This is a genomic window from Bradyrhizobium sp. NBAIM08, from assembly GCF_020193935.1.
GTDB classification, from domain to species: domain Bacteria; phylum Pseudomonadota; class Alphaproteobacteria; order Rhizobiales; family Xanthobacteraceae; genus Bradyrhizobium; species Bradyrhizobium yuanmingense.
Map to the genome: position 1 here is coordinate 1 of NZ_JADYVR010000216.1, position 463 is coordinate 463.

At 68.5% G+C, this 463-nt stretch carries 1 protein-coding gene; it reads left to right on the top strand.

All coding sequences use genetic code 11. The annotated features are described in order from the left end of the window. The coding region (locus I6F37_RS39185) for an efflux RND transporter permease subunit (RefSeq protein ID WP_225154255.1) at nt 1-372 on the top strand (372 nt) is incomplete at its 5' end. Between the last annotated feature and the right edge of the window lie 91 nt (nt 373-463).

Below are 463 nucleotides of genomic sequence, written 5' to 3' on the forward strand. Positions count from 1 at the left end.
GCGATCCTGCTCATTGACTTTGCGAAGGAGGCCAAGGCGAGCGGTATGGACACGCGCGAGGCGCTCATCGAGGCCGGCGGCATCCGGCTGCGTCCGATCCTGATGACGACCTTCGCTCTGGTCGCGGGCATGGTCCCCATCGCCATCGGGCACGGCGAGGGCGCGGGCTTCCGCGCGCCGCTCGGCGTGGCCGTCATCGGCGGCACGATCACGTCCACGATCCTGACGCTGCTCGTCATCCCGACCGTGTGGGAGCTGATCGACAAGGGGCGCGAGGGCTTCGTGGGCGCCATCAAGCGGCGCCGCACGCCCGCAACCGAGGCCATTCCCGCCGGCGAGCCTGCCTACGCCATCGTGCGCAGCGAGGGATGAGCAGGGAAGACGTGGGGAAGTGAGGAAGTGGGAAAGGGGGAGCAGAAGCCCGCCTTGCTGACTTTCTCACTGCCCCACTTGCCCCCTTTCG